The organism is Bradyrhizobium sp. 604_D8_N2_3, from assembly GCF_051810765.1.
GTDB classification, from domain to species: Bacteria; Pseudomonadota; Alphaproteobacteria; order Rhizobiales; family Xanthobacteraceae; genus Bradyrhizobium; species Bradyrhizobium barranii.
Map to the genome: position 1 here is coordinate 136,605 of NZ_JBPWPM010000001.1, position 21,515 is coordinate 158,119.

Here is a 21,515-nt window from a genome sequence, read left to right on the forward strand (position 1 = left end):
CAACACCCGAAGCGGTAGCGGGTGACGCGGAGGTCCGCGCCACCCGCGATTGACTTAATCGTGCACGGTCAGAACAGGCTTGCTGACGAGCCCGAAGCTGCGCAATTGCCCGAGCAGCTCGTGATGGCCGAACGCCTGGCAGCCGGAGGCGAAGCCTACGCGCTTGGGCGGCTGCTGCAACAGATGGGCCGCAGCATAGGCCTGCAACATGCCGGTCTGCTTGTAGTTGCTGTTGCCGTTGATGACGCAGTGCGCGCGCCCCAACGGGCCGGAGGCATGTACCGAATCCATCGACTTGTTGACGCGCGGGTTCTCGCGCGGCGGCATGGTGTTCATCACACCGGCGGCGGTCTGCGCCAATGCGGCGTAGCGGTCGTCGGGATTCATATCCTTGGTCGCCTCCAGCGCGGCCGCGACGATCTGCGGCACGCCCAGCATCAGCGCGCGATTGAACACGCCGCCCAGCACCTTCACGTTGGCCACGCGCGGATCGCGCTTGAACCACACCGGGTGCGAGGTGCCTCCCCAGGGCAACGCCAGCGCCAGCTCGTGCTGACCAGGGATGGCGAGGTTGTAGAGGCCGGCATCGGGCTGATGCTCGACGTACTTGTTCTGCTCCAGGTAGTAGGCCTTGGCCATCGCGGCGTTGACCAGGATGGTCTGCGTCGATGCGATGGTCGGGCTGCCACCCCAGAACACGGCAATGTCCAGCGTGTCGAGGCCGGGCGTCTCCAGGCACAGCTGCGCGGCGATCTCGCCGGTGGTGTACATCTGCGCGATGCCTGGCGCCAACAGCAGCCCGGCATTGGCGAACTTCGTGCCCCACTCCTGCTCGAGCGTGATCAGCCAGTCCTGCTCACCGGTGGTGTCGGTGTAATGACACTTGGAAGCGAGGCAAGCCTGCACCACTTCGCCGCCGAACTTGGCGAAGGGACCCACGGTGTTGAGCACCACCGAGGCGCCCTTGAACAATTCAGTCAGCGCAGCCACGGTGTGCGGCACCTTGACCACCTCGTAGTCGGCGGTCTCGATGCCCGCTACATTCGACTTCATCGCGGCGTTGAGCTTCTCATTGCTGCGGCCGGCGGCGATGAAGGGGATGTTGTATTCGCGTAAGTATTCACAGACCAGCCGGCCGGTATAGCCGGAAGCGCCATAGACGATGACGGGCTTCTTCTCGCTCATTGCGTTCCTCCGAAATGCTTGTTGTCGGCTTTGTCGTTACATGCCCATGCCGCCATCGACCGGCAGTCCGATGCCGGTGATGAAGCGCGCCTCGTTCGAGCACAGGAACACCGCGGCATCGCCGATGTCCGTGACCTCGGCGAGACGGCCGAGCGGGGTTTGCTCCACCACCGAGCCGACTGCGGCGTTGACGTCGGCCGCGAGCCCGACCTTGACGATGTCGTTGGCGAGCTGCATGCCCATGTCGGTCGGGATCAGGCCCGGATAGATGCAGTTTACGCGCACGCCGAAACCGAGCTTGCCGGCTTCCATCGCTCCGACCCGCGTCATGCGGTCAACCGCGGATTTGGTGCCCGAATAGACCGCGATGCTCGGGAAGGCGATCGTTGCCGCAACCGAGGCGATGTTGACGACGGCGCCGCCCTTGCCGGCCGGCCCGCCCGGGCGCATGGCACGGAAGGCGTGCTTCATGCCGAGCACGGTGCCAACGATATTGACGTCGCACATCCGCCGCGCGTCCTCGGCCTTGATCTCGGAGATCAGCGACGTGATCTCGATGCCGGCATTGTTGATCAGAATGTCGTAGCCGCCGAGGGTTGCGACGGTCTTGGCAACCGCCTGCTCCCATTGAGCGTCGTCGGTGACGTCGAGCTGGACGAAGCCCGTGGCGACGTCTTCCTTCGCGATAGCGGCTGCGCTGGCGCGGCCGGTCTCTTCCAGGATGTCGGCGATCATGATCGAGGCGCCGGCTCGCGCCAACGCTTGCGCGATGGCCGCGCCGATTCCTCTAGCACCGCCGGTGACCAGGGCGTTCCTGCCTGCAAGGCTCTTCCCACTCATGACGCACTCCTCCGTTGCTGGTGATCGATTCGTGCTGCGCCAATCGGCGCGCACCAGGTCGATGGGCGCAGGCCTTTCGGCGGCACCCAGCGAAGCGTTCCTCCATGGTCGGACGTCTTGACGACTGTCCAAATTCTTGGTGCGAACCTCCGCCAAAATCTTGACACTTGTCAAGAACGAATTTGACAGTTGTCAAAGGAAGTGGTTGTGAGGGATGGAGCATTCCGCGGTCGACGCGGTATAAGTCCTTGAAAGAACGGGACTGAGGAAGGAACGAGATGGCGCGGCAGGTGACGGGAGCGGCCCGGCGTGTGGCTGATGCGGCCGAGGTGCTGCGCGACGAGAAGTTCAACGCGCGGCGCGTCGAGCTTGCCGAGGCCGCGCTCGAAACGCTTGGAGAGCTCGGCTTCGCACGCACCAGCCTGCGCGAAATCGCGCAGAACTCGGCGTTCACGCACGGCGTGTTCCACTATTATTTCAGCGACAAGCTCGACCTGATCTGCTGCTGCGTCCGCCACTACAAGGCGAAGTGCGTGACGCGATATGACGATGTCGTCGCGACAGCAACGAGCCGCGACGAATTGACGGAGGGTTTCCTCGCCAAGCTCGCAGCAACGCTGCAGAACGAAGCCCGTATGCACCGCCTTTGGTACGACCTGCGCTCGCAGGCGATGTTCGAGGCGGCGTTTCGCAAGGATGTACTCGAGATCGACAAGAGCCTGGAAGCGATGATCTGGCGCATCGCCTCCCGCTATGCCGAGCTCGGCGGCAAGCGGCCGGCGTCGTCGTCCGCCGCGCTCTATGCGCTGTTCGACGGTCTATTCCAAAGTGCGCTGCTTAAGCACCTCGCGGGTGACAAGACGGCGATTCCCGAACTGCTCGACGAAGTCCGGCGCCTGTTGCCGACGGTCTGCTGAAGCGCACGAGCGGCGCCGGCGAAGGCTCTGCAGCGCACCGCTCTCGACGATGCTTCGCATCGCGAGGGAAGCGCTGCGCTGCGTCCGGGGGACTAGAGCGGAGATGCACGCTCTTTCGAGACGCATCACTTCAAAAAGCCAAGTCCTTCGCGCGCCGTGTCCACGGCCCATTGGTCGCCCGGCGGCAGCGCGAGCACGCTTTTGAAATCCGCGCGCGCCTTGGCGGAGTCGGACAGCTTCATGTAGAGGATGCCGCGATTGACGAGCGCGATCTGATTGCCGGGATCGAGCCGGATCGCCTCGTTGTAGTCGGCGAGCGCGCGGTCGTTCTCGCCCATGTCGCGAAACGCACTGGCGCGATTGCTGTAGGCCATCGAATTTCCCGGCTGCAGCCGGATGCCCTCGTCGAAATCGGCAATGGCGCGACGATCATCACCCTTCTTGCGCCAGGCGGTTGCACGAACGAAGTAGGCCTTCTCGAAGGAAGGCATGATCCTGGTGACGTCATCAAGCTCGCGGATGGCATTGTCGGTGTCGTCCTTTTTCAGGAGAACGATGGCCCGGCAATAATGGCCGCCAGCGCTCCCGGGCTCCAGACGGACGGCGGTGTTGCAGTCGTCGAGAGCCTCGTCGATCTCGCCCTTGTTGAAATGGACGGTGCTTCGCAGCTCGTAGGGCCATGCGGCGGCGGGATTGCGCCGCATCGCCTCGTTGTAATCGGCGACGGCATGATCGGAGTCGCGCTTCGCCGCATACGCTTCCCCTCTCTTGATAAGAGCAAAGTAGGCTTGCTTGGGATTGCGTTCGATGGCCTCGGTAAACGCGCCGATCGCCAGATCGAAGTCGCGCTGGTTGAAATATTCGAGGGCACGGGAGGTGTAGGACGGACCGTAGCCGGGATCGAGGCGAATGGCCTCGTTGTAATCGGCCAAAGCGCGATCCCGTTCGCCCTTCGCCGAATAGGCGCGGCCGCGGCAGTTATAAGCCCGCCCGAAATTCGGATCGATCCGTATCGCGGCGCTGCAATCCTCGAAGGCGCGATCCCTGTCCCGCTTGAGGTACCAGGCTTCGCCACGCAGCTCGTAAGCAACCGCGTTTGTCGGATCAGCCGCAATGATCTCGGTCTTTTCGGCGATGACGCGGTCGTTGGACGTATCATCGGCATGAACGGCAACCGTCACGGCAATGGTGACCGCGCAAAACAGACCGAAAATCCGGCCGATCGAACCGCAATTCATGGCTCAAAAAACCCTGCATCGAACCCGCGCCGGGTCGCGCAAGCGGGTGACGGTCGTATCCGGCGGAGAAACATCGCAGCGCCCGGCTGCGAAAATAAGTCGCAGACGGCGGGGCTTCGGTTCGAACGAGTAAGTGCCGCCTCTGCGGTCTCACCAGGCGTAGCGCAGGACGCCCTTGCCGGCGTAGCTGCGCGTGAGGTTCGAGAACTCACCTTCAAACGTCGCTGCCGTAGACCAGCCGTTCAGCCATTGCCTTTCCACTGAGGCCGTGACGAGCGCGGCCTCAGTGGCTTGCGCTGCGCCGTTGACGACGAAACTCGCGCCGGGCAGCGTCTGGAAGGTCGCTCCGATCGCGCGATCGGGGTTGAAGTCATGGACCCAGGCGAGGCGGCCGCGCAGCGTGGTGACGCCGTCCGCCGCGGCAAAGGATTTGTCGGCACGCAGGCCGAATTCGCTGCGGGTGTCGGTGACGCTCTTCGCAGCGTAGCTCAGGGCAAAGGTGCTGGTCCCCGTGATTGCCTGCTCCGTATAGGACGGCAGGTCGAACGTGGTGAACTGGACTGCGGCATAGGGCGTGAGGCCAACGCCGCCGATCACGGGCGCCACGAAGCGATAGCCGCCTTCGAGCCGGCCGGACCAGGCGTTGGCATTGAAGCGGGCCTGGAGGTGATCGGCCCCGGCGATGGTCACAGTGCGATCGGTGGTGACGTCCTGCCAGCCATAGGCCAGCGCGCCCGTGACATAGGCCGCCCCGGCATTGTGCCGCACGAACGCGCCGGCCTGGAACAGGTCGGAGCGGCCAGTGCCGCCATTCGCCACCGAGAAGCTGGTGCCGCCGCCGGCAAGGGCAAAGCCCGCGACGGTGTTGGGCGAGAACCAGTAGTCGGCTCCCGCCGCAGTGCCTGCGATGCGGCTGGTGGTGCTGTTCGAACCGAGCGTCGCATCGCCGTCCGTGGTCTGCGAGCCGCCGAAGCCAGCGGCCCAGACATTCCAACGCTGCGCGAAGGTCTGCGCCGGCGCCTTGCGCGACATCGCGGCATAGGCGTCGCGCTCGGCGCTCGTGCGCTTGCGGCCGCCGGCATAGGCGAGCGCATCGCTGTCGTCAGTTGCGTAGCCCGTCGCACCGGACGACGAACGCGGATCGCCGCGCCCGGCGGCGAACGGATCGGTCAGCACGCCCATGAACTGGTTCATCGCGTTGAACGTGGTCTGCTGCGTGCCGGCCGCCGTCTCGCCCGAAACCTGCGTCAGCGGATTGAGCAGAGCATTGCCCGAGAGCGCGAACAGCGGGTTGAAGCCGGCCGGCAGGGGAGCGCCGCCGATCAGCGCACTATCGATGCCCGCCGCGACGTTCCTCTGATTGACGTTGGCGTTGCCCGGCAGCGACGGCGACAGCAGGCCGGCATCGAGCGTCAGCAGCACGTCGTTGCCGACATAGCTCAGCCGCGCGTTGCGGGCGAAGCTGGTGGCGGTGAGGAAGTCGACACCGGAGAAGGTGCCGTTCACCGTGCCCGCCGTCGCGATCGTATAGGTCGTGGTCGCCGCGACGCGCGCCAGCGGATCCACCATCACCTTGCCGGCGAGGCCAGCCGTACCGCTGACGTTGAGCCGGTCGGCACTGTGGGGGTCAACGTCCACGATGAATTTGCCGCCCCCGCTCTGAACGAAATTGCCGGTGAGCGTCGTGGTGCCGACAGTGCCGAGACCTGATGGAGCCAGGATGCCGCTATTGCCCAGCATGTTGCCGGCGCCGAGATCGACCGTCGCGCCGCTGTTGAGCACGCTGCCCGAAAGATTGTTGAAGGCGTTCGTGCCGCTGCCGAGACCGACATTGCCGGTGACCGTGCCGGCATTGTTCACCGTGTCGTTGCCGGTGCTGGCAACGATGGCGTAAAGGCCTCCCGCGACCGTCGCTGTCGCACCGATGGTCAAGGTATTGGTTACGCCGCCGGCCATATTAACGCCCGCAGCAGCGCCGGATAAGACACCGCCATTGACCGTGACGCCGATATTGCCGCCCGCACTCGCATAGATCGCGTTGCCGGTTGTCGAGGTGACGTTGCCGGTGCTGTTCAGCGTGGTGGTGCCCACGCTCTCGGCGTGGATGCCGTCGCCATACGCACTGACATTTCCCCGGCTGATGACCGACGTGTAGCCGGCATAGCCAACGGCATGAATTCCTTCAGCGCCGGACGAGGTGATGTCGCCGGTACTGTCCACCGTGACGTAGTACCCGAGCATCCCACCCGCAAACGCGTAAATGCCGTAATCGCGCGCGCCGATGTTTCCCCGGCTCGTCACCACGACGGCATTCGTCCCCACGAGATACATGCCGGTGCCGTTGCGCGAGGTAATGTCGCCGATGCTGTCCACGTTGGTGCCGATCTGGGCGCCCGCGAGGATGCCGTAGTCGTTGCCGACGAGATTGCCGCGGTTGGTAATGTAGACGTCGTTCAGAGCATCCGCATAGATAGCCATGCGGTCGGACGTGATGTTACCTCCATCATGCGTGATCCTTACGGATCCTCGCCCCGAGTTCCCTTGAATGCCGAAAAGGGCAGAGATGTTTCCGCTGTGCCGGATCACTGCATCGCCAAGATCTGCGGAGGCGAGGATGCCGGCGGTCGCGGCAATGTTTCCGATGCTGTCGATCGTGGCACCAAAGTCAGCGAACGCGTAAATACCGAGACTGGCCGCGTTGATATTTCCGACATTGGTGACAGAGATGCCGTAGGTGTACGTCTTGGCATAAATGCCGCTACCATTGCTGGAGGTGATGTCGCCGCTGTTCGTGATGGTGATGGCGTCGCCATAGCCGGAATGGGCGTTAGCGTAAATGCCATCAAGATATGCAGTGATTGTGCCGCGGCTGGTGATGTTGATGTCGACGATGCCGAAAAGGCCAACTGTGGATGCGTGGATGCCGAAACCGCCAGCCGAGCTGATGTCGCCGGTGTGGTTGATCGTCACCACCCCGGTTTCCCACGACCCCGTCGCGGCGGACGAGGCACGAATGCCATCGGCGGCTCCGGTCACGATGATGGAATGGGGCGCCATGTCGTTGTTGATGGTGACCGCGCCGCTCGAGCGCACGAATTCTATACCGGACGTGCCGGCGGCCGGCGCGATATTGGTCGTCAGCGAATTGGCGTTGAGCGTGTCGACGAGGGCCTGGTTGAAATCAGCGGCACCGATCCCGGCCGATTGATCGCCGGTGCAGCTCGCGGTCGTCCCGGCCGTCGTGCAGCCATTTGGTCCGGCTTGCGCCGGCCGCGGTTCCATCAGCCACAGCGCGCCGCTGGCCGCTGTCCCAAGCAGCGCCACGCGCCAGCCACGGCTCGCGCTCAGCGCCTGGACCGTGCTCGCCCCTTCGCCGGCAGGAGCGCGGTCGTTGGTAAGATCCGATTCGGCAAGTCGGGCGAATCGCGCCCGATCGTCTTGCCGCCGTCCCGCGGTTGCGCCGAAGCGCAACGGCACCTTTTTCTTCCCCATCACGTCCACCCGCGTGCCCCTTGCGTCCTGGGGCGACCTTAAGGGACTCGGGCGCGGTACAATGTGCCGGGCGTCTCAAGCGGAAAAGTTTTCGCGTTGTCGGTTCTTGCAGGATCACCACATCCCGCGCGCGCATGCCACGAGGATGGCCGGCGTGCATTGGCAATTGCGTGGATCGATTCCGCTTCTCAGCGGACGACGAGGACAGGCGACGTTACGCCGCGGTCGCCGGCGGCAGCGCCAGCACCGAATAGATCGCCTGGGCGTCGCGCGAGGCGCGGAGCTTCTTGGCGATGTCCTGGTCGCGCAGAAGGCGGGCGATGCGGGCGAGCGCCTTGAGGTGATCGGCGCCGGCGCCTTCGGGGGCGAGCAGCAGGAAGACGAGATCGACCGGCTGGCCATCCATCGCCTCGAAATCGATCGGACGATCGAGGCGCGCGAATAGGCCGAAGATCTTTTCCAGCTTGGGCAGCTTGCCGTGCGGAATGGCGACGCCGTAGCCGACCGCGGTGGTGCCGAGCTTCTCACGCTGCAGCAGCACCTCGAACACGGAGCGTTCGTTCTGCCCGGTCAACTCGGCGGCCTTGGCCGCGAGCTCCTGAAGCGCCTGCTTCTTGCTGTTGACCTTCAATGCCGGGAGAATCGCCTCGGGTGCGACCAGATCGGTAATCGGCATGGAAGGTTTCCGAGGTGAATTAAACCGTCAGGTTCCGAATTGGCCAGCTTGGTCAAACCATGCCTGGCCGGCATCAAGAAGGTGAAGCAGGAGGGGGACTTAGCCCCGATCCTGATGTGGGGCGCTTCTACTCCAACGCAATCCCGGTGCCAACTGCTGCGTGCGGCTTTGCCCCGCTCATTGTTAAGGGCTGCGGTTGGTACGGGGGCCGGTTCCAGCCCTTAACCGTCCGGTTTGGGCCCCGGCGGGTCGATCCAGCCGACATTGCCGTCGGCCCGGCGGTAAATGATGTTCACCCGGCCGCTGGAGCCGTGCTGGAATACCAGGCAGGGCGCTCCGCTGAGGTCGAGCTCCATCACCGCCTCGCTCACCGATAGCTGTTTCAGCGAGGTGGTGGCCTCGGCGATGATGACGGGACTGTAGCCGGTGACCTCGTCCTCGTCCTCACCCTCGCCCGGCGCCTCCAGCACGTAGCTCGTGGCGTCCATGGCGGCCAGCGCCGCGGAGGCGACATGGGCCTTGCGGGCCGAGCGGTCCTTGAGCCGGCTCTTGTAGCGCTTGAGCCGCTTCTCGATCATCAGGAGCGCCTGGTCGGCGCTGGCATAGGCATCCGGCGCGTTCGAATCGGCCTCCAGCGTAATTCCCGTATCAAGATGCAGGGCACAGTCGGTGCGGAAGCCGAAGCCATCCTTGCTCAGGGTGATGTGGCCGGAATAGTTCCCGTCGAAATATTTACGCAGGACCTCGTCGGTCCGATCGGTCACGCGGCCGCGCAGGGCGTCGCCGACGCTGACGCTCTTTCCCGAGATTCTGAGGGTCATGTGATGCCTCGCTTGGTTTTAAGTGCCCAGCTTGGATCGGTCTCGATGGGGGATCGAGAGTAGCGCGATTTCGCGCCAGCGCAATCAGGCCGGCTCGGTGTTGCGGGAGCGATCGGGCATTGCGGTGGAGAGGACGTTACCAAGAGCGCTCTGCTTGTCACGGCGGCGTTGCACCGAAGAGGGAATGCGCATGGCTTCGCGGTACTTCGCGACCGTGCGGCGGGCAATATCAATTCCCGAGGCGCGTAAGCGTTCCACGATGGTGTCGTCCGACAGGATCGCCGACGGAGCTTCCGAATCGATCAGCTGCTTGATGTGGTGGCGCACGGCCTCGGCGGAATGCGCCTCGCCGCCGTCGGCGGAGGCGATCGAGGCCGTGAAGAAATATTTCAATTCGAATGTGCCGCGATTTGTCGCCATGTACTTGTTGGCGGTGACGCGCGACACGGTCGATTCATGCATCTGGATGGCGTCGGCAACGGCCTTCAGATTCAGCGGCCGCAGGTGCGCCACGCCATGGGTGAAGAAGCCGTCCTGCTGGCGCACGATCTCCGTCGCAACTTTCAGGATGGTGCGGGCGCGCTGATCGAGCGCGCGCACCAGCCAGGTCGCGTTCTGGAGCGCGTCGGTGAAATAGGACTTGTCGCCGTCCTTGCCGACCTTCTTCGAGAGTTGCGAATAGTAGGTCTGGTTGACCAGCACGCGCGGCAAGGTGTCGCTGTTGAGCTCGACATGCCAGCCGCCATCCGGGCCCGGGCGGACATAGACGTCGGGCACCATGGTCTGGAGCCGCGCCGAGCCGAACTTCATGCCGGGCTTGGGATTGAGGCGGCGGATCTCGCCGATCATGTCGGCGATGTCCTCGTCGTCGACGCCGCAGAGCTTGCGCAGCGAAGCGATGTCGCGCTTCGCGAGCAGATCGAGGTGCTCGACGAGGGCCTGCATCGCCGGGTCGTAGCGGTCGAGCTCGCGGAGCTGGATCGCCAGGCATTCGCTCAAATTGCGCGCGCAGACGCCGGGCGGATCGAATTTTTGCAGCACGGCAAGGACGTCCTCGACGTCGGCTTGCGATGCGCCAAGGCGCTCGGCGGCCTGGCCGAGATCCGGCGGCAGATAGCCGGCCTCGTCGACGAGGTCGATCAGGTACTGGCCGATCATGCGCTGCGCCGGGCCGGTGAAGGCGACCGAGAGCTGCTCGGCAAGATGGTCGCCGAGCGTGATCTCCGCGGCGACGAAGGCTTCGAGATTGTAGTCCTCGTCGCCGGAGGCCCCGCCGCCCCATTCGGTATAGGTGGTCGGCGCCGCATCCTGGGCGTTGCGCGCGGCGGCCTCGGCCGGTTCCTCGGAGAAGACGTTGTCCAGGCCCGTATCCAGGGTCTGCTCGATCTCGGCGCGGGTGCCGAGATCCTTGCTCATCCATTCTTCCTGGCCCGGCTCGAACGCCTCGCCCGGACCGCCACCCGGCTCGTCGTTGTGGCCACCGTCGGAGTCGCTGAACTGGCCGGTCTCGGCCGGGGCTTCACCCGCGGGCGGCTCGTCGTTGGCCCGCTCCAGCAGGGGGTTCCGCTCGAGTTCCTCTTCCACGAAGGTCGTGAGATCGAGGTTGGACAATTGCAGCAGCTTGATCGCCTGCATCAGCTGCGGCGTCATGACCAGCGACTGCGATTGCCGGAACTCTAATCTCTGCGTGAGCGCCATGAAGCAAGAACCGATCCCAAAAGTTGGTCCGATTTTTGCTTATCCTAGTCTTGGCGCGATGTACACGGCTTGACGAACGGGAAAAAAGGGCTAGAGGCGGAATTCCTCGCCAAGGTAAAGCCGGCGAACGTCGGGATCGGCGACGATCTCATCCGGGCTACCCTCGGTCAAGATTTCACCGGCATAGACGATATAGGCACGATCGGTCAGGCCGAGCGTCTCGCGCACATTGTGGTCGGTGATCAGCACGCCGATGCCGCGGTTGGTGAGATGGCGGACGAGGTCCTGAATGTCGCCGACCGCGATCGGATCGATGCCAGCGAAGGGCTCGTCGAGCAGCATGTAGTTCGGACGCGTCGCCAGCGCGCGCGCAATCTCGACGCGGCGGCGCTCGCCGCCTGACAGCGCGATCGACGGCGATTTCCGCAAGCGCGTGATGTTGAATTCGTCGAGCAGCGAGTCGAGCTGCTGCTCGCGCTTCTTGCGCGAGGGCTCGACCACTTCGAGCACGGCGCGGATATTCTGCTCGACGGTGAGGCCGCGAAAGATCGAGGCTTCCTGCGGCAGATAGCCGATGCCGAGCCGCGCGCGCTGATACATCGGCAGCTTAGTGACGTCGTGGCCGTCGAGCTCGATCGCGCCGCGATCGGGCTTGATCAGGCCGGTGATCATGTAGAACACGGTGGTCTTGCCGGCGCCGTTCGGGCCGAGCAGGCCGACCGCTTCGCCGCGGCGCACATAGATGCTGACGCCGCGCACCACCTGGCGGCTGCCGAAACTCTTTTCCACGCTATGCACAGCCAGGAAACCCGGCCGCTTCAGAAGCTGCGGTCCGCCGGCGCCGTTGGGCCTGCTGGCGGCCCTCACGGGATGCACCGCCTGGGCACGCGGCGGTTCGGTCTGGTAGTCGGCTTGGTAGTCGGCCTGGAAATGGTCGGGCGCGCGCATCTGGTCGCGCGCGATCGGCGATGCATCCCGCACCGGGCTGGGCACGAGACCGCCGACGCTGTCACCGAGGGCAGTGATGTCCTGGCGCGCAAATCCTGGCCGGCCGCGCTTGGCGGGGCGCCGACGGAACATGCTGAAGAGATCGACCATCCCGCCTTCTAGCCTTTCACGACAATCCTGCGCGATGATCCGCGCGTGATCCCGCGATCTGCCGCACCGGCCTTGCGATTCGCCGGCACAGCATGAGTGAAGGGATGTCTCATGCCCAGTGAAACACGCCCGAAAAGCGGCGAACCCCGCTTGGAAAGCCCTTCGCGCTAGATACAGCCTCGCCGGGCAAGCTTCAACCTCGGATCGGGAGAATCTGGCCCAAGCGATTGAAGTTACTTCAGGAATTTACTTTTGTTTGCCTGCGCCGGGCAATTGCAGAGGCGGCGCCGGAGCGGGCTTGCCCGGGCTCCCCGATCCGCAATCATTGCTGCCGCCCTGCGGCAGCAATGCCTGCACCCTGCCGCTGTCGGATTCCACCCGCGAGACGCCCGTGGTCATGTCGACCGCCAGACGGTCGCCGCGCAGCACGTTCCTGCACTGCGTGAGAACGACGCCGCCGAGCATGGTGATGAGGTTGGTTTTGGTGTCGAACACGGCGGTCTCGCCTGTTACCACCTGGTCCTTCTGGGTGACGACGACGTTGCCGCGCGCTTCCAGCCGCTTGATCGAGGAACTGCCGCCCGGCCCCGGCTGCGCCGACTGCATCGGCGCACCCTTGGTCCCCTTCGCCGCGGGCTGCGGCGCGGCCGGCTTGTCGCCGCCGCCGGAGTCGTAAAACACCACGAGCGTCTTCGAGGTCATGGTGGTGTCGCCCTGGATGACCTTCACATTGCCGGAGAAGGTCGCCTCCTTCTTCTTGTCGCGCATCTCGAGCGAGGCGGCTTCGATCTGGATCGGCTGGTCGCGGTTTTGCGAAAAGCCCTGCATTGCGTTGGGCACGCCTTGCATCGTGCTCTGCGCGACGGCCGCACCGGTTGCGACCAGCGCGACGGTGAGCGCGGCCACACCGAGAATGGCGCACCGCTTGTCTTCGTTGCGCGAAAAGAATCTCATCATGAAAATCACTTTGAATTGGCCGACTTGTTCTGAGGCGTGCGTGTCTTCACCGGCGGCGCGGGCTGCTCGGCCGGCGCAGGCTGGGCGGCAGCGGGATCGTCCAGCTTGTCCAGATGCATCACCACATTGCCCTCGAAGCGGATGACGTCGCCGCCTTCCGTGATCCGCAGCCGGTCGGCGGTCAGCGTTCCGTTGGTCAGCTTGACGTCGACATGCTCATCCGAGGAGACCGTTCCCTTGCCCATGTCGACGAAGGCCGAGTTCAGCCGCGCCTCATAGCCGGACGAGGTGCGCAGGAAGATATCCTTGTGCAGGTCGAGCTGCTGCTGCTTGTTGTCGAAGCGGCCGGTGCGCGCATCGAGCAGCAAAGTGGATTTGTCTTCCATCAGCACCTTTGCGCGCAAATCATTGAGATCGACATGATCGGGGTCGGTGATGTCCTGCGTCGCGGTCTTGGCCCAGAGCTCGTAGGGCCGCTGGTCCGGGGTGAAGCCGGACATATGCGGCGTTTCCATCGTGATCTTGGTGCCCGTCACCACGAGATTTCCGGAGTCGAGCTTCACGGGGATCTGGAAGGGATTGAGGAAAGTCGAGACGGCGACGATCGCGGCCATGGACGCAGCCACCGTCACCGGCACCGCGATGCGCAGAATCCGCACCAGGCGGCTGTGGCGCGCCGCGCTGGCAAACTTCGCCGCAAGCGCGGCGTCGTAGGTTGGATTCTGGGCCGAATTCACCTGAGCTCCCGAGGTGTCGCTCGTCTCGTCCGGTTGACGGGCGCACGCCATTGTATCCGGCGCCGCCTGAATATGCAGCCTGCGACAGGCCGCACGAAAGTGTCCGAAACGGGGCGGCAGCCCTAAGCTAACAGCGGCCCGAGGCCTCAGGAATGCGCGAAAATGTCCTCTTCCGCCCAGCCCTGGAGATCGAGCAGAGCGCGGGTCGGCAGGAAGTCGAAACAGGCTTTTGCCAGCGCGGTGCGGCCTTCCCGCACCAGCATGGCGTCGAGCCGCTCGCGCAGGGCATGAAGGTGCAGCACGTCGGAGGCGGCGTAGGCGAGCTGCGGCTCGGTCAGGCTGTCGGAACCCCAGTCGCTGGATTGCTGCTGCTTGGAGAGGTCGACATTGAGCACCTCGCGCACGAGGTCCTTGAGGCCATGCCGGTCGGTGTAGGTGCGGGTCAGGCGGGAGGCAATCTTGGTGCAATAAATCGGGCCGGTCATGACGCCAAACGTCTGGTACAGCACCGCGACGTCGAACCGCGCGAAGTGGAAGATCTTCGTGATCGCAGGATTGGCCAGCAGGGCCTTCAGGTTCGGCGCGTCGGTGTGGCCCTTGGGGATCTGCACCACGTCGGCGCTGCCGTCGCCGGGCGAGAGCTGCACCACGCAGAGCCGGTCGCGGTGCGGGTTCAGCCCCATGGTCTCGGTGTCGATCGCCACCGCTCCGGTGTAGCGGGACAGGTCGGGCAGGTCGCCGCGATGCAGGCGTACGGTCATGGCGTTTCAAAACCTCAATCGAATTGGTCGGTCGGCATCATAAGCTAATCGGGTTGCCCGCGATCTAGCCACTGGCGGCGGGCCGCGCAAGCGGCAGCTGTGCCCGCCGGGGCGCGGTCAGATCGCCGCCAGCATGATGCAGATCATCGCCGCCACCGTCGTGCGGCTGGCACCATCGCGAAAAGTGTAGAGAATCGGGTCGTCGGGCATCTCGCGGCGATGCGCCATCATCAGGGCGCGGCCGAACCAGTAGAGCAGCAGCGGATTGAGCAGCCATAACATCCAGGGACGGCTGTAGAGCGGCGTCACCGCGGAGGAGGAGACGTAGAGCGAGAACACGGTCACCGCGTTCATGGCGCTCGCCGCCGCCATCGCGCCGATGATGTGCAGGTCGGTGATCCTGTAATCGCGGTTGGAGGGATCGGCGAGGCCGGCGCTCTCGCGCATGCTGAGCTCGCTGAAGCGCTTGATCAGCGCCAGCGAGGTGAACACGAACAGCGAGAAGATCAAGAGCCATTCCGACAGCACCACGCCGACGCCGACCGCGCCGGCGATGATGCGTAGCGTGTAGAGGCCGGCGAGTGTCACGACGTCGACCAGCATCTTGCGCTTGAGCACGAGCGAATAGGCGATCGTCGTGGCGAGATAGCCACCGAGCACGCCGAGGAACAGAGGCGAGATGCAGAGGCTGGCGGCAACCGCGAGCAGCCACAGCGCGGGAATCGCAAGCAGCGCCGAGGACATCGGCAGTCGACCTGCCGCCAGCGCGCGATGGCGCTTGGTCGGATGCTGCCGGTCGGCTGAGAGATCGAGCAGATCGTTCATCAGGTAGGCACCCGACGCGCAGGCCGAGAACGCGAGGAACGCCAGCAACGCGTAGCCGAGCGTCGCAAGATTCATCTGATGCGCCGTGATCGCCGGCACGAACACCAGCGTGTTCTTGGCGTATTGATAGACGCGCAGCGCCTGCGCCCAGGTTTTGAGGCTGGCACGGCTGCTGCCGCGCGTCTCGATGCGCTCCATGGAGGCGCGGTCGAACGGCAGCCGGTCAGGCGCCGCGAGATCGGCCGGCGCAACGACGCCATCGAACCCGAGATGCGCGGCAATGCCCGCCGCGTGATGCGCAAACCGGCCGGCCACCAGATAAATCTTGTCGCCCCGCGCCCGCGCCGCCAGGGCCTGGTTCAGCACGTCGGCATCATAGGGCAGATGGGCGTAGTCGAGCTCGGCCTGCGCCAGGATATCCGTGAGCGCCGCCATGCCCGGGCGTCCACCCGCGCCGAAGCGGGCCAGCATCCGGCCGGGGCTGGAGAACAGCGCTTCCAGCAGCAGCTCGGAACGGAGCAGGGCGCCTTCGAGATCGATGACAAGCGTCCGCGCCGCGGCGGGAACCGCCGACGGTGTGGGGACGCCCGAATCGTAGTGCCAGGCAGGCTGCTCCATCCGAAAACGCTCTGACTTGCCGCAACATGACCGGCCCTGAGGCCGGGGAGCAGGGAAATGGACGGCCGAGAGCCTAGGGGGCATTCGCTAAGGGCGACTTAACCGGGGGGAGAAGGGCCGGCGCCCCTGGGGGATGCCGGGTCCAGGCCATGCACCCTGCTGTTGCATGGATCCCACAACCCGGCGCCAGCTTCATGTTCCGGCGGGGCTTTTGCCGCGCGCCCCGTGAAAATCCTCCCGGCCGACCCCATCTGCGAGTTTTCGCGCGCTCGCCCGCCGCCCACAATGAAATCAGGTGTCATGACCGAACAGACGCTCGCTGCGCCTATCGACGACCAACAGGAACGCCAGCGCGGCTTTACGCGCTACCAGGCGCTCCTGATCGCACTGCTCGCGTTCACGCAGTTCACGATCATTCTCGATTTCATCATCATGTCGCCGCTCGGCGCCATCCTGATGCCGGCGCTCGACATCACGGCCGGGCAATTCGGCGTCGCGGTGTCGGCCTACGCGTTCAGCGCGGGACTGTCGGGGATCCTGGCCGCGGGCTTTGCCGATCGCTTCGACCGCAAGCGCCTGCTGCTGTTCTTCTATGTCGGCTTCACGCTCGGGACCCTGCTCTGTGCCGCCGCGCAGACCTACCACGTGCTGCTGCTCGGCAGGATCGTGACCGGATTGTTCGGCGGCGTGATCGGCTCGGTCGTGCTGGCCATCATCACCGATTTGTTCGCGCTGCACCTGCGCGGCCGCGTGATGGGCTTCGTCCAGACGGCGTTCGCCGCGAGCCAGGTGCTCGGCATTCCCGCGGGGCTGTTTCTCGCCAATCACTGGAACTGGCATGTCTGCTTCGTTGCGATCGTCGGCTTGTCGATCGTCGCGATCGCCGTCATCGCCTTCGCGATGGAGCCGGTCGACGCGCATCTGAAACTGAAGCAGGACAGAAACCCGTTCCGCCATCTGATCGCGACCATCGGACAGCCGCGCTATACGCTGGCCTTCGCCGTCACGACGTTGCTGGCGACGGGCGGGTACATGCTGATGCCGTTCTCCAGCGCCTTCACCGTGCATAATCTCGGCATCGACATCCTGCATCTGCCGACGATCTATCTCGTCTCCGGCCTGTTCAGCATCGTCACGGGACCGCTGGTCGGCAGGGCGAGCGACGCGTTCGGCAAGTACCCGACCTTCGTCTTCGGCAGCGTGGTGTCTGTCATCATGGTGCTGATCTACACCCATCTCGGCCACGTCTCGCTCGCGACCGCGATCCTCGTCAACGTGCTGATGTTCGTCGGCATCTTCTCGCGCATGATCCCGTCGCAGGCGCTGATGTCGGCGATCCCCGACCCCAGCCAGCGCGGCTCGTTCAGTGCGGTCAGCGCGTCGCTTCAGCAACTCTCCGGTGGGCTCGGTTCGGTCCTCGCCGCCGCCATCATCGCGCAACAACCGGATGGTTCGCTGCTCCATTTCGACCGGATCGGCTACGTCGTGGTCGCGTCGGCAATCGTCTCGCTGGTCGCGATGTACTTTGTGCAGAAGGCTGTGGCAGAGCGGACCGGGAGACGGGTGGTCTGAGGGCTCGACTTGAAAAAGCCCGCTATGCCCGCCCGCCGGCCAGCCTTTCAAGCTGGTCGTGAAGCTGCGCAGGAAGATACGGCTTGGGGATGAACCTCGCCCCGAGTGGGATGTCATCCGCTGCCGGGCTGAGTTGGCCGGACGTAATGAGGAGCCGCACGGGCGGCCATCGGTCTCTGATCACCGCCGCCAGCCGAAGGCCATCCATCGAGCCCGGCATCTGGATGTCGGTAAAGACGACGGTGATCGCCGGTTCCGTCTCCAGCAGATTGACAGCCTCGTCCGCGTCGGCCGCCTCGAAGACATCGAAGCCCATATCCCGCACCATGTCAGCCGCGTTCACGCGGATGAGGAAGTCATCTTCCACGATGAGGATCACGTCCCTATGCTGGCTGAGATTGGACACTTATGCTCCGGCATAACCGAGCATAAGGTTTGAACGGCTTCTTTGTTCCACAGAACGTCTTGCAAAGGATCGCGTTTGTTAGAGCAGGGCGTTAGGGTTCACCATGGCAATTGACATCAAGGCGGACGTGGATGCCGTCCAGCAGATTGGGGCAGTTCCCAAAGTTCTGGATTTGGCCGCACGCATAACGGGCATGGGCTTCGTCGCCATAGCGCGCGTAACTTCAGATCAATGGATTTGCTGCGCCGTTCGGGACAGCATCGCCTTTGGCCTTGAGCCGGGCGGAGAACTGCGTGTCGAGACGACCATCTGCAACGAGATCCGGCAGCACGGCAACACGGTCGTCATCAACGATGTGCAGACGGACAGCGACTTCTGCAATCATCCGACACCGGCCATGTATGGATTTCGCAGCTACATCTCAGCTCCCATCGTCCTGATCGACGGAGCCGTCTGGGGAACATTGTGCGCCATCGACCCCACGCCTCGACAACTTCGTACGCCTGAAATCCTCGACACGTTTCAGCTGTTGGCCGAACTGATCGCTGCACAGCTCGAACTCAATCAACGTCTGGAGCGGAGTCAGGCCGATCTCATCGACGAGCGAAAAACGGCAGAGCTTCGCGAGCAGTTCATCGGCGTATTGGGGCACGATCTTCGTAATCCCCTCGCAGCCGTCGATGCAGGCATGCGCGTGCTGCTGAAGAACCTCGACACCGGGCGGGCGCCCGAAATCGCGCTCGGCGTTCAAAAAGCCGTCTATCGCATGGCCGGCATCGTCGAAAACGTCATGGACTTCGCGCGAGGCCGACTTGGCGGAGGCCTTACGATCAAGCGAGATGCGACGCTGCCTTTGGCGCCGGTGCTGGAGCAAATCATCGCGGAGTTCAGGACGGCTTGGCCGACCGTGACGATCAGTTCATCGGTCCAAATCGAAGAGCCCATCAGCTGCGATCGGAGCAAGATGGGCCAACTTTTCTCGAACCTGCTCGGGAATGCAATTACGTACGGTGACCAGAGTAGGCCGATCCACGTCGTAGCCAGAACCTTGGACGGAACGTTCGATCTGACGGTGTCCAACGAAGGCCCGCCAATCTCCGAAAAGGCGCTGGCAAACCTCTTCAAGCCATACACGCGAGGCGACCGGCCCAGTCAGCAGGGTCTGGGACTTGGTCTTTACATCGCTTCGCAAATCGCCCAGGCCCATGGCGGCAAATTGAGTGCGATATCGACCGGACGCGAAACGACCTTCTCTTTCGAGATGCCGATCTAAGCGGGCCGGGAGCAAGATCGTCTGGAGCCAGGTTATTGCTTTACGCTGGCCGGGAAAATGAGCGACTGATCATCGATCTCCTGATCCGGGAGCTGATGGACGCCCGCCATGGCGTGCAGCTCGACCAAGGGCGGCATGGCCGCTGCGGATAGCTCTATCGAGCGAGGTTGCGTCCTGAAGATCAGGGCAGAAGCGGCGATCAGAGCTGCAACGACGAAACAAGCGATCAGCGACCGGCGCATATGGCGTCTCCCACGTCTATGTGGAGAACAGAAAGCTTAACAAACAATAATGACCGCTAAACGCGGGCGCTCGACTCAGCGAACGCCGTTGTGGCGGACTCCTGCACGAAATGATCAAGGATGCCGGCGGCACCAAGTGCGACGACGGCGGCGAACAGACAGGCAATTATGAAAACGCGCATTCTGTTGATCCCTACCCCTGCAACCTAGCACGCTTCCAAACGGATTTGTGCAGCGGCCGTACAAAACGCTGTGTTCAACCTGGAAGTGCGAAGGCCTCCGCCTCGATATCGATGAACGTCCGTCCGAGCGCGCCGACCGCCGCATAGAAGTCCGCCGAACTGGCCCGCTCGAGATCAACGAAAAAGCGCCTCATCCAGCGTGAAACATGCTGATCAAAGAAAATGCGCTCGGCATCCGCTGGCGCTGGAATGCTCCCGCCGGCGAAGCCTGCCATGATCTCACAGAGAAATCCCGCGTGATCTTCGGGCTCCGTACGTTCCGGAGCCGCTTCGAGGCCGAGACCCTCGAGAGTTTCCCGCAACCGCGCGAGTGGACGGCCATACAGGGTATCGGACAGGTAGTGTGACGCATAAGGCAGCAGCGCCCCCTTGCCCAACCCTGCAAAGAGGGCGAAGAACTCGCTCGATGCGGCCTGCTCATTGGTCCGGCGCGCTGCATCCGCCAGCGCCATGTGCGCCTTGCCCATCGCACTCGCATCGCTGTGCAATGCAGAGATCCGGCGCAGCAGCTGCGCGTCCGGGCTGCGCGTCAGCAACGTCGCCAACAGGGCATATTCCTGCGCCCGGGCGAGGTCGAATTCATCGACGATACGCACTGAAGCGATTGTTGAAGTTGGATCCATCATTGTTCGATCGCGCAAGACATATGATCCTGCCGGTTGCTAGCGGGGCAATGCGCTGCCATGACGTCGTGCTCGCTGGGAGGGCGGCTCTCCGGCAGCAGGACTGACGGACTGCATGCTCTCATTCCGGTCCTGGTCCGGTCGTGCCGTGGCATCATCGGGCAGCGATTGAGCTGCCACTATCGTCGGTTCGAGAATGGGCTGTTCGGCATCGGGCCGCCCTTGCGGAATGAGCTCGGTTGGCGGCGGCACGTCCGCAAGCGCGTCACCCACCTGCTCCAGCCCCTTCGACATCTGCGCAACGAGATCGGCGACGTTGTCCGCCGGATCGAGCGGGCCAAATCCTGGAATTGCGTTGGGATCGTTGAAATCCCACTGGTTCTCCGCAATCCCGATGAAGTCGCGGATCGCAGGGTCGGCCGCCCAGGCACGGCGCAATGCCAGGCGCGTCAGTTCGGCCGGAACGCCCGTCTGCAGGAACGCCGCAATGTCGGTGTGAGCGGTGATCGATTCGATCGACGGCAAACTGGCGAGATCGAAAGGCCGGTCTGTCTCGTCATTCGCTACGGACGGCTCGGCAGCCTGCTCTTTGTCGGCCGGGGCAAGTTCAGCGTTTTGGCTTTTCGAGGCTTGCTTGAGCCGCGCCCAGCGAACGAAGACGTTAGTCTCTGACATCGATCTCTCTCATGCCGCTGCTAACGATTGCGCTGCCGTTTGACGAATGGTCGTTCGACATGATGCTCGGCGATGAACCGGCCGACGATCTCGGAGATGCCTGGTGGCATCGGCACGGCTTCGACCAGATTGCTGCCTGCATCGGTAAACGCCTCGCCCTCCGCCGGATCGGCCGTGACCGCGAGCAGCTCGTAGGGCGGCTCGGAGCCGGTCGGACGCAAATTGACCCACAGCGTGGGCGAGCCTGACGTGAGATTTTCGCGATAGTTGGTGGTTTCGGTCCGGTGCAGCTCGATCACGGCATCACCGGCGTAGAACAACGTGACCTCGCCTTCGCCACCAATCGGAGTCCACGGCTTCGCAGTCGGCTCTCCCGCGAATACCGAGACGGGCCGCCACAGAAAATCGGCCCACGCACTCTTCGCCTTGCGCCGCTCGATTGCGACACCGACAGCAATGCGTGCAAGACTTGTCGATATCAATGTGCCCTCTCGAGATCGAGATGTGGTTCCCGCTTCCGAAGCCAATCCTGCGAAGCTGCGCTCGCGCCCGGCGAGAGCGATAATCGTGCGCTCATGATACGGGCGTCGTCTTTTCCGATACGCGGAGTATATACTTC

The 21,515-nt window shown here is 63.9% G+C and carries 21 protein-coding genes; 3 read left to right on the top strand and 18 right to left on the bottom strand.

What is annotated here, in order from left to right; translation table 11 throughout:
* Nucleotides 1-54: 54 nt before the first annotated feature.
* Together AB7245_RS00610 and AB7245_RS00615 are read right to left on the bottom strand one after the other, a co-directional pair.
* The gene (locus AB7245_RS00610; protein WP_063980184.1) at nt 55-1,185 is read right to left on the bottom strand and encodes a DUF5938 domain-containing protein; all 1,131 of its coding nucleotides are present in this window, start codon (nt 1,183-1,185) and stop codon (nt 55-57) included.
* A gap of 36 nt (nt 1,186-1,221) precedes the next feature.
* Nucleotides 1,222-2,025: an SDR family NAD(P)-dependent oxidoreductase gene (locus AB7245_RS00615; RefSeq protein ID WP_354131698.1), complete on the bottom strand. Its 804-nt coding sequence runs from the start codon at nt 2,023-2,025 to the stop codon at nt 1,222-1,224.
* A gap of 278 nt (nt 2,026-2,303) precedes the next feature.
* Here AB7245_RS00615 and AB7245_RS00620 point away from each other — a divergent pair, with 278 nt between their 5' ends.
* Entirely contained in the window at nt 2,304-2,942 is a 639-nt protein-coding gene (locus AB7245_RS00620) for a TetR/AcrR family transcriptional regulator (protein ID WP_063980186.1), read from the top strand.
* A gap of 125 nt (nt 2,943-3,067) precedes the next feature.
* On the opposite strand, the gene AB7245_RS00625 is transcribed toward AB7245_RS00620, so the two are convergent.
* The 10 genes from AB7245_RS00625 to AB7245_RS00670 all read right to left on the bottom strand — a co-directional run bounded on the left by AB7245_RS00625 (nt 3,068) and on the right by AB7245_RS00670 (nt 15,863).
* The gene (locus AB7245_RS00625) at nt 3,068-4,180 is read right to left on the bottom strand and encodes a tetratricopeptide repeat protein (protein ID WP_063980187.1); all 1,113 of its coding nucleotides are present in this window, start codon (nt 4,178-4,180) and stop codon (nt 3,068-3,070) included.
* Between the two features lie 150 nt (nt 4,181-4,330).
* Nucleotides 4,331-7,672 (bottom strand): autotransporter outer membrane beta-barrel domain-containing protein, encoded by a 3,342-nt coding sequence (locus tag AB7245_RS00630; RefSeq protein WP_439033821.1) that lies wholly within the window; start codon nt 7,670-7,672, stop codon nt 4,331-4,333.
* Nucleotides 7,673-7,886: 214 nt separating this feature from the next.
* Nucleotides 7,887-8,348, bottom strand: coding sequence for a PTS IIA-like nitrogen regulatory protein PtsN (ptsN, locus tag AB7245_RS00635; RefSeq protein WP_008141251.1), 462 nt, complete (start codon nt 8,346-8,348; stop codon nt 7,887-7,889).
* 221 nt (nt 8,349-8,569) lie between these two features.
* A complete protein-coding gene (gene hpf, locus AB7245_RS00640; protein WP_063980189.1) occupies nt 8,570-9,169 on the bottom strand; it encodes a ribosome hibernation-promoting factor, HPF/YfiA family in 600 nt (199 codons plus the stop codon).
* 84 nt (nt 9,170-9,253) lie between these two features.
* On the bottom strand, nt 9,254-10,867 hold the full coding sequence (gene rpoN, locus AB7245_RS00645) for an RNA polymerase factor sigma-54 (RefSeq protein ID WP_063980190.1): 1,614 nt from the start codon (nt 10,865-10,867) through the stop codon (nt 9,254-9,256).
* Nucleotides 10,868-10,957: 90 nt separating this feature from the next.
* The gene (gene lptB, locus AB7245_RS00650; RefSeq protein ID WP_063980191.1) at nt 10,958-11,965 is read right to left on the bottom strand and encodes an LPS export ABC transporter ATP-binding protein; all 1,008 of its coding nucleotides are present in this window, start codon (nt 11,963-11,965) and stop codon (nt 10,958-10,960) included.
* Between the two features lie 246 nt (nt 11,966-12,211).
* Nucleotides 12,212-12,922, bottom strand: coding sequence for an LptA/OstA family protein (locus AB7245_RS00655; protein ID WP_063980192.1), 711 nt, complete (start codon nt 12,920-12,922; stop codon nt 12,212-12,214).
* 5 nt (nt 12,923-12,927) lie between these two features.
* Nucleotides 12,928-13,659 carry an LPS export ABC transporter periplasmic protein LptC gene (gene lptC / locus AB7245_RS00660; protein WP_063985962.1) on the bottom strand — a complete coding sequence of 244 codons (732 nt, stop codon included), beginning with the start codon at nt 13,657-13,659 and terminating at the stop codon, nt 12,928-12,930.
* Between the two features lie 146 nt (nt 13,660-13,805).
* The gene (locus AB7245_RS00665; protein WP_018323452.1) at nt 13,806-14,420 is read right to left on the bottom strand and encodes a ribonuclease D; all 615 of its coding nucleotides are present in this window, start codon (nt 14,418-14,420) and stop codon (nt 13,806-13,808) included.
* Between the two features lie 117 nt (nt 14,421-14,537).
* Entirely contained in the window at nt 14,538-15,863 is a 1,326-nt protein-coding gene (locus tag AB7245_RS00670) for a UbiA family prenyltransferase (protein ID WP_084794909.1), read from the bottom strand.
* Between the two features lie 300 nt (nt 15,864-16,163).
* On the opposite strand from AB7245_RS00670, the gene AB7245_RS00675 reads away from it, so the two are divergent.
* Nucleotides 16,164-17,435 (top strand): MFS transporter, encoded by a 1,272-nt coding sequence (locus AB7245_RS00675; RefSeq protein ID WP_283017896.1) that lies wholly within the window; start codon nt 16,164-16,166, stop codon nt 17,433-17,435.
* A 22-nt stretch (nt 17,436-17,457) separates the two neighbouring features.
* Here the strand turns inward: AB7245_RS00675 and AB7245_RS00680 are convergent, their stop codons facing one another.
* Nucleotides 17,458-17,841, bottom strand: a complete 384-nt coding sequence (locus AB7245_RS00680) for a response regulator (protein WP_063980193.1) — start codon at nt 17,839-17,841, stop codon at nt 17,458-17,460.
* 103 nt (nt 17,842-17,944) lie between these two features.
* On the opposite strand from AB7245_RS00680, the gene AB7245_RS00685 reads away from it, so the two are divergent.
* Nucleotides 17,945-19,114, top strand: a complete 1,170-nt coding sequence (locus AB7245_RS00685; protein WP_063980194.1) for a GAF domain-containing sensor histidine kinase — start codon at nt 17,945-17,947, stop codon at nt 19,112-19,114.
* Between the two features lie 32 nt (nt 19,115-19,146).
* On the opposite strand, the gene AB7245_RS00690 is transcribed toward AB7245_RS00685, so the two are convergent.
* The 5 genes from AB7245_RS00690 to AB7245_RS00710 all read right to left on the bottom strand — a co-directional run bounded on the left by AB7245_RS00690 (nt 19,147) and on the right by AB7245_RS00710 (nt 21,378).
* Nucleotides 19,147-19,356, bottom strand: a complete 210-nt coding sequence (locus AB7245_RS00690; protein ID WP_063980195.1) for a hypothetical protein — start codon at nt 19,354-19,356, stop codon at nt 19,147-19,149.
* Nucleotides 19,357-19,412: 56 nt separating this feature from the next.
* A complete protein-coding gene (locus AB7245_RS00695; RefSeq protein ID WP_256376444.1) occupies nt 19,413-19,538 on the bottom strand; it encodes a hypothetical protein in 126 nt (41 codons plus the stop codon).
* Nucleotides 19,539-19,612: 74 nt separating this feature from the next.
* The gene (locus AB7245_RS00700; protein WP_245328513.1) at nt 19,613-20,224 is read right to left on the bottom strand and encodes a TorD/DmsD family molecular chaperone; all 612 of its coding nucleotides are present in this window, start codon (nt 20,222-20,224) and stop codon (nt 19,613-19,615) included.
* A 36-nt stretch (nt 20,225-20,260) separates the two neighbouring features.
* Nucleotides 20,261-20,896, bottom strand: coding sequence for a DUF3306 domain-containing protein (locus AB7245_RS00705; protein ID WP_063980197.1), 636 nt, complete (start codon nt 20,894-20,896; stop codon nt 20,261-20,263).
* Nucleotides 20,897-20,916: 20 nt separating this feature from the next.
* On the bottom strand, nt 20,917-21,378 hold the full coding sequence (locus AB7245_RS00710) for a DUF3305 domain-containing protein (RefSeq protein ID WP_063980198.1): 462 nt from the start codon (nt 21,376-21,378) through the stop codon (nt 20,917-20,919).
* Nucleotides 21,379-21,515: the final 137 nt, after the last annotated feature.

Coding starts and splice junctions, on each gene's coding strand:
- AB7245_RS00610 (WP_063980184.1), bottom strand. CDS start 1,185: ATGAGCGAGAAGAAGCCCGTCATCGTCTATGGCGCTTCCGGCTATACC.
- AB7245_RS00615 (WP_354131698.1), bottom strand. CDS start 2,025: ATGAGTGGGAAGAGCCTTGCAGGCAGGAACGCCCTGGTCACCGGCGGT.
- AB7245_RS00620 (WP_063980186.1), top strand. CDS start 2,304: ATGGCGCGGCAGGTGACGGGAGCGGCCCGGCGTGTGGCTGATGCGGCC.
- AB7245_RS00625 (WP_063980187.1), bottom strand. CDS start 4,180: ATGAATTGCGGTTCGATCGGCCGGATTTTCGGTCTGTTTTGCGCGGTC.
- AB7245_RS00630 (WP_439033821.1), bottom strand. CDS start 7,672: ATGGGGAAGAAAAAGGTGCCGTTGCGCTTCGGCGCAACCGCGGGACGG.
- ptsN (WP_008141251.1), bottom strand. CDS start 8,348: ATGCCGATTACCGATCTGGTCGCACCCGAGGCGATTCTCCCGGCATTG.
- hpf (WP_063980189.1), bottom strand. CDS start 9,169: ATGACCCTCAGAATCTCGGGAAAGAGCGTCAGCGTCGGCGACGCCCTG.
- rpoN (WP_063980190.1), bottom strand. CDS start 10,867: ATGGCGCTCACGCAGAGATTAGAGTTCCGGCAATCGCAGTCGCTGGTC.
- lptB (WP_063980191.1), bottom strand. CDS start 11,965: ATGGTCGATCTCTTCAGCATGTTCCGTCGGCGCCCCGCCAAGCGCGGC.
- AB7245_RS00655 (WP_063980192.1), bottom strand. CDS start 12,922: ATGATGAGATTCTTTTCGCGCAACGAAGACAAGCGGTGCGCCATTCTC.
- AB7245_RS00665 (WP_018323452.1), bottom strand. CDS start 14,420: ATGACCGTACGCCTGCATCGCGGCGACCTGCCCGACCTGTCCCGCTAC.
- AB7245_RS00670 (WP_084794909.1), bottom strand. CDS start 15,863: ATGGAGCAGCCTGCCTGGCACTACGATTCGGGCGTCCCCACACCGTCG.
- AB7245_RS00675 (WP_283017896.1), top strand. CDS start 16,164: ATGACCGAACAGACGCTCGCTGCGCCTATCGACGACCAACAGGAACGC.
- AB7245_RS00685 (WP_063980194.1), top strand. CDS start 17,945: ATGGCAATTGACATCAAGGCGGACGTGGATGCCGTCCAGCAGATTGGG.
- AB7245_RS00690 (WP_063980195.1), bottom strand. CDS start 19,356: ATGCGCCGGTCGCTGATCGCTTGTTTCGTCGTTGCAGCTCTGATCGCC.
- AB7245_RS00695 (WP_256376444.1), bottom strand. CDS start 19,538: ATGCGCGTTTTCATAATTGCCTGTCTGTTCGCCGCCGTCGTCGCACTT.
- AB7245_RS00700 (WP_245328513.1), bottom strand. CDS start 20,224: ATGATGGATCCAACTTCAACAATCGCTTCAGTGCGTATCGTCGATGAA.
- AB7245_RS00705 (WP_063980197.1), bottom strand. CDS start 20,896: ATGTCAGAGACTAACGTCTTCGTTCGCTGGGCGCGGCTCAAGCAAGCC.